This is a genomic window from uncultured Chitinophaga sp. (genome assembly GCF_937874145.1).
Lineage (GTDB): Bacteria > Bacteroidota > Bacteroidia > Chitinophagales > Chitinophagaceae > Chitinophaga.
Genome location: NZ_CALNBI010000439.1, coordinates 1 through 7,690, shown reverse-complemented (window position 1 = coordinate 7,690; position 7,690 = coordinate 1). Strand labels below are relative to the sequence as shown.

Sequence of the window (7,690 nt, the reverse complement as noted above, 5' to 3'; positions counted from 1 at the left end):
CTGCATGAGCGCCTTGATATTCCGCAGCTCCATCGTTTCGAAAAAGTCCTTCCCCATAAAATCCTCCTCGAACTGCACCACGATAGCATGCACATTTTCCCCTTTGCCGACGGATAACGTATTATTCGAAAAACAATGCACCAACCCCGGCCCGAACATGAAAATTTCGCCTTCCTTGTAATTCAGCATCTTGTCGCCCACATACACCTGGCCTGAGCTCTTTACGATGAGCGTCACCTCATAGCCCCTATGGAAATGAAAGGTATTGGTGAAATGCGGCTGGCAGAATTCCTTGATGCCAAAGCTGGCATCCTCCGCAGTGGATATATGCCGGTAAGAAACTTTCATGCGGCCAATTTTAGTACAATAATCGTTTTTTGAAGGACTAATTTCCGTATAAAGTAAATATAGTATCGAAAATCGGCAAATGGTGTACTTTTATTTCAACGGTATCCGGGATAAGTTTGTAATGACAGCTTATGCCTGAATATCAATTAGTTTATATCCGCCAGACAATCATTTTCACTTTATAAAACCCGCTATGGAACTTGCGATACACAATTGGATGCGCGCCGAAACGATAGCCACTACAATCCGGAGAATTGCCGCGCAGGGATACACCCGCTTCGAGATTGCCGGCAGCCCCGAGCAATACGACACCACGGAAGTCCGGAAACTGCTGAAAGAAAATAACGTCCGCTGCTGGGGATCCGTTACCCTCATGCTCGGGGAACGCAACCTGCTTGCCAAAAACGAAGCGCAGCGCGCCGCATCTGTTCAATATGTGAAAGATGTGGTGAAAATGGTGAAGGAACTGGATGGACAAATGGTGTCCGTGGTGCCAGGTACCGTCGGTAAGCTCGTCCCGGACGGGCGGCCCGATGAAGAATGGAAATGGGCCGTGGATGCCATGAAGGAAATTTACGCCTACAGCGAATCCGTGGGCATCGTGCTGGGGATTGAGCCCATCAACCGGTTCGAAACCTATTTCATCAACCGGGCCGACCAGGCGCTGGCCCTCGCCGCCGAAGTAGGCCCCAATTGCGGCGTGTGCCTCGATACCTTCCATATGAATATCGAGGAAGTTGACATGTTCGCCGCCATCCGCAGGGCCGCCCCCAAGCTGGCCGGCTTCCACGTGGCCGATAATAACAGGATGGCCCCGGGCATGGGGAACCTCGACTGGCAGAAGATCGTAAAGACCCTCCGGGAAGTTAACTACGACAAAGTGCTGTCTGTAGAGTTCTGCGCGCCGCTCGACCGTACGCCCGCCAATCCTTTCCCCGGCTCCATCGACGAAAAGCCGGAGAACCTTTCCCCCGAGCAGGAGAAATTCCTGGTCGACCATGGCAGCTCTTCCGTAACAGAGGATTTCTATTCCATGCTCACCCGTGAATCCTTTAATACTTTATCCAAACTCATTTAAATAAAGCGGTTAATTCCAATACATGAAAATTGCGAACGTAGAAGCGTTTTGGTTACGCTGTCCCATTCCTAAAGAAAAGCAGCATGCCTCGGATTATGGCTTGCTGACGAATTTCGATATGACATTGGTCGTGATTACGACAGACGAAGGCCTCCAGGGTTTTGGCGAAGCCAAAGCGGCGGTGGGATCTTCCGGCGTATGCGCTTCCATTGTAAATTGCGTGGAAAATGAATTGAAACCCTTGCTGGTAGGTAAATCCGTGAACAACGTCACCCGCCTGTGGGAAGAAATGTACAACGGCACCCGCGACCACTACGCCCTGTCGAGGGGCCGGAAGTTCCCCATCCTCGGCCGGCGCGGCCTTACCGTTTCCGCCATGAGCGGGATCGATACCGCCCTGTGGGACCTGAAAGGGAAAATGCTGGGTGTGCCTGTTCTCGACCTCCTGGGCGGCGCCTGCCGCGATCATATGCCGGCATATGCCAGCGGTGGTTGGGCGGATGTCAATAATATCGGGGCGCAGTTGAAGGGATATGTGGATAAAGGCTTCCGGGGCGTGAAAATGCGGGTAGGGGTGATGGATGACAGCGTACAGAAAAGCATCGACCGCGTGCGGGCGGCCAGGGCCGTGCTGGATGCCGATATCAAGTTGATGGTGGACGCACATGGGACTTACAGCGTTCCCGAAGCCAGGCAGTTTTGCCGTGGCGTGGAAGATTGTAATATTTACTGGTTCGAAGAACCCATCAGTCCGGATAACAAACAGGGCACCGCCGAAGTGAGGGCGTCTACCTGCATCCCAATCGCTGCCGGGGAAAGCGAATATACCAGTTTCGATATCCACGATCTTTTGCAGATCCGTGCAGTGGATGTGATCCAGCCGGATGCAGCGATTATCGGCGGTATTTCAGAAGCGATGCGTGCGGGTCACCTCGCTTGCGCGCACCAGGTGGAACTGGCGCCGCATTGCTGGGGCTCGGCGTTTTCCTTTATGGCGGGACTGACCGTGGCGTTTGCTTCGCCTTCCGCTACAATCATCGAATTTTCGCTGGGCGGCAACCCGATGATGTATGATCTTGTCAAAGAAAAAATCACCGTTACCAACGGATCGATCGCCGCACCCACGGCACCCGGGCTGGGCATGACCCCGGATTGGGATTTTGTACGGGAATTCAAACAGGGCGTTTAAAAAATATTTTTATGGCTAAGGCAATCAAAATTAACCACGTTACACTGATAGTAGACAACCTCGAGAAAGCAGGTGCATTTTATGAGCATGAACTGGGCCTGGAGAAGCTTCCCGCTTTCCGGTTCGATTACCCGGTGATGTTCTTCAAGTTCAATGCGGAGCAGCAATTGCACCTCTCGGAGTGGGACGACCGCACTTCTTTCCGCGGGCATATCTGCGTGCAGGTAGATGATTTCAACAGCATCTTTTTCCGCATGAAGGAACTGGGGGTGATCGATGTGAACCCCTGGGGGAAGGTCCGCAAGCTGCCCGATGGCGCGATGCAGATGTTCGTCCGCGACCCCGCCGGCAATCTGGTGGAACTTTCTTCCGCGCCGGGAGCCGAGATCGATCCCGCGATATTCAAGGATGAATTATATGAGGAAGGTTTGTATGTTTCAGGGCGGAACGACTTCCGGGGCGACCGGTCGGACGACGCCACTTTATACCATCAATAACCATGAGGAAAAACGTATTGTTGCTGGAGACAGTCGCCGAAGAGGCCCTGGCCGTGCTGCGCGAACACGTAAACGTATTTACCGGCTATGACCTGGCCAGCCGCGACGCTGTTGTGGCGGCGGAGGAAATCCATGCCGTGATTACCAGGGGGAAGATGAAGGTGGATGATGCGCTGATGGCCGCCTGTCCGCAGTTGGAAGCCGTGGCCCGATGTGGCGTGGGGCTGGATAATGTGGATGTAGCCGCCGCTTCGGCGAGGAAGATCCGTGTCATCAACGCGCCGGGCAGCAATGCGGCCACCATCGCGGAGCATACGCTGGCCCTCATGCTGATGCTCATGCGCGATCTCTACACTTCGGTGGAAAAGGTGAAGCAGGAAAACTGGAACTGGCGGAACCAATATGCAGGCGATGAACTGAACGGCAAAACGCTCGGCATCCTCGGCATGGGCAACATCGGGAAACGCGTGGCCCGCCTGGCCAGCGCGTTCGGGATGGAAGTGGTGTACTGGAGCCGGTCGGCGCAGGACCTGCCTTACAAGTTCCTGCCCATGCAGGAGGTACTGCGGCAATCCGATATCATCAGCCTGCACCTTCCGTTGGAAAGCGGGCTGGCCAACCTGATCGGCAAGGCGGAACTGGCATCTATGAAACCGGGCGCCATGCTTGTGAACACCGCCAGGGGCGCGCTGATCGACCATGCGGCCTTGCTGGATGCGCTGAACGAGGGAACGGTCGCGGGTTTTGCGGCCGATGTGCTGCCCGACGAACCGCCGGTACAGAATCTCGGCCTGGTACGGCATCCCCGTGCGCTGGTAACGCCGCATTCCGCGAGCCTGACCGCCACCACTTACCGGGAGATGTGCCTGTCCACGGTAAATAATGTAATAGCGCTCCTTTCCGGCCGGGAACCGGAAAAGGAAAGCGTTTTCAATAGAAACACGTTTGTATGATAACCATAAATCCCTGTTAAAATGAATACTTTCTGTTTTGGATTATTATTGACACTGGGAGGTTTGTTCTGCTCCGAACCTGCCGAAAAAGCTAAAAAGCCGCTGGTCGTGTTTGTGTGCGGAGACCATGAATATAGCGGCGAAGAAACCCTGCCCATCGTGGCGGCGGAGCTGGAAAAAAATTACGGCATGAGAACGATCGTGCTCAAATCTTCCCCGGATCACAACAGCGAAGAAAACATCCCGGGGCTGGAAGCCCTGAAAGATGCGGACCTGGCTGTTTTCTACCTCCGCTGGAGAAGGCTGCCGGCCGATCAGCTGGCGCATATCGATGCCTACCTGAAGTCGGGCAAACCCGTGATGGGCTTCCGCACCACCACGCATGCATTCAATTTCCCCGCAGGCCACCCCAGCGAAAAATGGAACGCCTTCGGCGAATTTGCCCTGAATTCCCCTCCGGGCTGGGGCGGCAAAGCCAAACATACGCACTACGGCCACAGCAGCAGCACCGATGTCAGCATCGTGCCCGCCCAGGCTGAAAATCCCATCCTCACGGGCGTGGCCAAAGACTGGCACGTACGCTCCTGGCTCTATCATGTTGTACCGGATTACCCGGTCAAAGGTTCGACTGCCCTGCTGACGGGCAAGGCCGTTAACCCGGAAAGAATGGCCGTGGAAAACCCCGTGGCCTGGACCGGCACCAATTCCTTCGGCGGGAAAGTCTTTATGACCACCATGGGCCATCCCGAAGATTTCAGGGTGGAGTCCTTCCAGCGCCTCGTGATCAACGCCATTCACGATGAACTGGGCCTCAAGGTGCCGAAGAAATGGAAAGGTAAGATGGACATTCAGGTTCCTTACCGGGTAGCTAAATAGATAAATCACCGGAAACCATGAGATTAACCAAAATCAGCATACTGTTATCACTGGCAGTAGTGGCTGCCATCATATTAAACGCATTCAGAACCCGGCAACCCGCGCCGCTGGAGCTCGCCAAAGGCGCGCGCATCGCGATGATCGGCAATAACCTGGGCGCCAGGATGATCCATTTCGACAACCTCGAAACGGAACTGCAGCTCCGCTTCCCGGCGCACGAGCTGTTTATCCGCAATATGTGCGATGCAGGGGAAACGCCGGGCTTCCGGCCGCATTCCGGCCGCGTGTCGCCTTTTGCTTTCCCCGGCGCCGAGAAATTCCAGGTGGAACGGGCTAACCTCATCAAAAGCACTACCGAACCGGGAAAACTGGAGCTGAACGAAAACCACCCCGGCGAAGGTACCTTCGAAACACCCGACGAATGGCTGACCCGGCTGAAAACGGATGTGATCATTTCCTTTTTCGGTTTCAACGAATCGTTCTCAGGAGTGGCCGGACTGGCCAACTTCAAAGCTGAACTGAACGCCTTCGTGAAATGGACGCTGAAACAACGCTATAACGGCGTTTCTGCTCCGCAACTGGTGCTCGTTTCTCCCATTGCGTTCGAAAACCTGTCGGATACCCGCGATCTGCCCGACGGCCGCAGGGAGAATAAGAACCTCGCGCTGTATGCCGCCGCCATGAAGGAAATCGCCGCGCAAAACAAAGTGCTGTTCGTAGACGTGTTCCATCCTTCCCAGAAATGGTATGAGGAATCCAATATGCCGCTGACGATCGACGGCTCCCAGCTGAATGAGGCAGGATATCAAATACTCTGCAAATTCCTGGCCGATGAGATTTTCGGAGAAGGCAATCCCAGGGCCGGCGCCGACAGGCAGCTCGTAAACGATGCCGTGGCGGAAAAGAACTGGATGTGGCTCTACGATTATAAAGTGCCCAACGGCGTTCACGTCTACGGCCGCCGGTACCAGCCTTACGGCCCGGATAACTTCCCCGCCGAAATCAAAAAGACCCGCGAGCTCACCGCCATCCGCGACACCGCGATCTGGCTGGCCGCATCGAAAGGGGAAAAAATGGACCTGGAAGCGGCGGATAAACACACCCCCGTTCTCCCGGAAATCAAGACCAACTACACCGACAACAATAAAAACGGCAATCTTTCCTACCGCTACGGACAGGACGCCGTAAGCTCCCTGAAAGTGCCGCCCGGGTATAAAGTGGACCTGTTCGCCTCCGAAACGGAATTCAGCGAGCTGGCCAAACCCGTGCAGCTTTCATTCGACAATAAAGGGCGCTTGTGGGTGGCCACCATGCCAACTTACCCGCAATACAAACCCGGCGATCCCAAGCCCAACGACAAAATCATCATCCTGGAAGATACCGACAACGACGGCAAGGCCGACAAGCAAACGGTTTTCGCCGACGGCCTGCATCTGCCGCTGGGATTTGAAATGGCGCCGGAAGGCGTGTACGTAGGGCAGGGGAGCAACCTGGTGTTGTTGAAAGACACGGATGGTGATGGCAAGGCCGACAAGAAAGAAATCCTGCTCAGCGGGTTCGACGACCACGATTCGCACCACGGCAATCACGCATTTACAACGGATGGTTCCGGGGCGATTTATTCGGGCGAAGGGGTTTTCCTCAGCTCCAACATCGAAACGTCTTATGGCCCGATATACGCGACCAACGGCGGTTTTTACCGGTATGATCCGCTGCGCATGAAGCTGGAACGCACGGCGCAGCTGCGCATCCCCAATCCCTGGGGTATCGCTTTCGACGATTGGGGGCAACCCTTTTACGCTGAAACCTCCTCGCCGGATGTGCGCTGGATGCTGCCGGGTACGATATTACCACGATATGGACAGGCCACGCATAAATCCGAACAGCTGGTCGAGGAAAAGCACCTGGTACGCCCCACTTCAGGGATCGAATTCGTTTCCAGCCGCCACTTTCCGGACAGCGTGCAGGGCGACCTGCTGATCAATAATACCATCGGGTTCCTCGGGATCAAGCAACATACCATGGAAGATGCCGGTACGGGTTACAAAAGCCGTTTCCGCATGGATCTGCTCAAAGGCGACGATCCCAACTTCCGGCCGGTAGACCTGGAGTTTGCTCCCGACGGGTCGTTGTATGTGGTTGACTGGCATAACATCCTCATCGGGCACATGCAGCATAATGCGCGCGATCCCCTGCGCGACCACTCCCATGGCCGGATCTACCGCATCACCTATCCTTCCCGGCCGCTGGTTAAACCGGCCAATATCGACGGTGCGGAAATCGACGAACTGCTCGAAAACCTCAAACTGCCGGAATACCGTTCCCGTTACCGGACTCGCCGGGAACTGCGCGGGAGAGACGTGAACGCTGTACGGGCTAAACTTGGCCCCTGGGCCGCCAGCCTGGACACGAGCGATGCAAGGTATGAGCACCACGTACTGGAGGCTCTTTGGGTAAGCCAGGGAACGGGGAAAGTGGACCAGCAGCTGCTGAAACGCTCGCTGAAAGCGAAGGATTACCATGTAAGGGCTGCGGCCGTGCAGGTATTGCGCTATGTCGGGGAGCAGATCCCGGACCAGGCGGCGCTGATGATGGCGGCTGCCCGCGACCGCAACAGCCGCGTCCGGCTATCGGCTATCGTGGCGGCGTCGTGGATGAGCAGGGAAGCGGGATTGCCTATTTTGACGGCAGCCGGTAAGTTCCAGATGGATAAATGTTTACAGAATTAACAATCCTGTTTTCTGTTATC

At 55.3% G+C, this 7,690-nt stretch carries 7 protein-coding genes; 6 read left to right on the top strand and 1 reads right to left on the bottom strand.

The features are described from left to right. The coding region (locus tag Q0510_RS21140) for a cupin domain-containing protein (RefSeq protein ID WP_298716062.1) at positions 1-348 on the bottom strand (348 nt) is incomplete at its 3' end. 193 nt (positions 349-541) lie between these two features. On the opposite strand from Q0510_RS21140, the gene Q0510_RS21135 reads away from it, so the two are divergent. Genes Q0510_RS21135 through Q0510_RS21110 form a run of 6 tightly spaced genes read left to right on the top strand, consistent with a single transcriptional unit; the run spans position 542 to position 7,670 of the window. Beyond that, entirely contained in the window at positions 542-1,426 is an 885-nt protein-coding gene (locus Q0510_RS21135; RefSeq protein ID WP_298716060.1) for a sugar phosphate isomerase/epimerase, read from the top strand. Between the two features lie 22 nt (positions 1,427-1,448). Then, a complete protein-coding gene (locus tag Q0510_RS21130; RefSeq protein WP_298716058.1) occupies positions 1,449-2,615 on the top strand; it encodes a mandelate racemase/muconate lactonizing enzyme family protein in 1,167 nt (388 codons plus the stop codon). A gap of 11 nt (positions 2,616-2,626) precedes the next feature. Then, positions 2,627-3,112, top strand: coding sequence for a VOC family protein (locus Q0510_RS21125; protein WP_298716056.1), 486 nt, complete (start codon positions 2,627-2,629; stop codon positions 3,110-3,112). A 2-nt stretch (positions 3,113-3,114) separates the two neighbouring features. Beyond that, positions 3,115-4,065: an NAD(P)-dependent oxidoreductase gene (locus tag Q0510_RS21120; RefSeq protein WP_298716054.1), complete on the top strand. Its 951-nt coding sequence runs from the start codon at positions 3,115-3,117 to the stop codon at positions 4,063-4,065. 21 nt (positions 4,066-4,086) lie between these two features. Next, on the top strand, positions 4,087-4,941 hold the full coding sequence (locus tag Q0510_RS21115; RefSeq protein WP_298716052.1) for a ThuA domain-containing protein: 855 nt from the start codon (positions 4,087-4,089) through the stop codon (positions 4,939-4,941). A 17-nt stretch (positions 4,942-4,958) separates the two neighbouring features. Then, complete coding sequence (locus Q0510_RS21110) at positions 4,959-7,670, top strand: PVC-type heme-binding CxxCH protein (protein ID WP_298716050.1); 2,712 nt, start codon at positions 4,959-4,961, stop codon at positions 7,668-7,670. Positions 7,671-7,690 lie beyond the last annotated feature (20 nt).

Coding starts and splice junctions, on each gene's coding strand:
- Q0510_RS21135 (WP_298716060.1), top strand. CDS start 542: ATGGAACTTGCGATACACAATTGGATGCGCGCCGAAACGATAGCCACT.
- Q0510_RS21130 (WP_298716058.1), top strand. CDS start 1,449: ATGAAAATTGCGAACGTAGAAGCGTTTTGGTTACGCTGTCCCATTCCT.
- Q0510_RS21125 (WP_298716056.1), top strand. CDS start 2,627: ATGGCTAAGGCAATCAAAATTAACCACGTTACACTGATAGTAGACAAC.
- Q0510_RS21120 (WP_298716054.1), top strand. CDS start 3,115: ATGAGGAAAAACGTATTGTTGCTGGAGACAGTCGCCGAAGAGGCCCTG.
- Q0510_RS21115 (WP_298716052.1), top strand. CDS start 4,087: ATGAATACTTTCTGTTTTGGATTATTATTGACACTGGGAGGTTTGTTC.
- Q0510_RS21110 (WP_298716050.1), top strand. CDS start 4,959: ATGAGATTAACCAAAATCAGCATACTGTTATCACTGGCAGTAGTGGCT.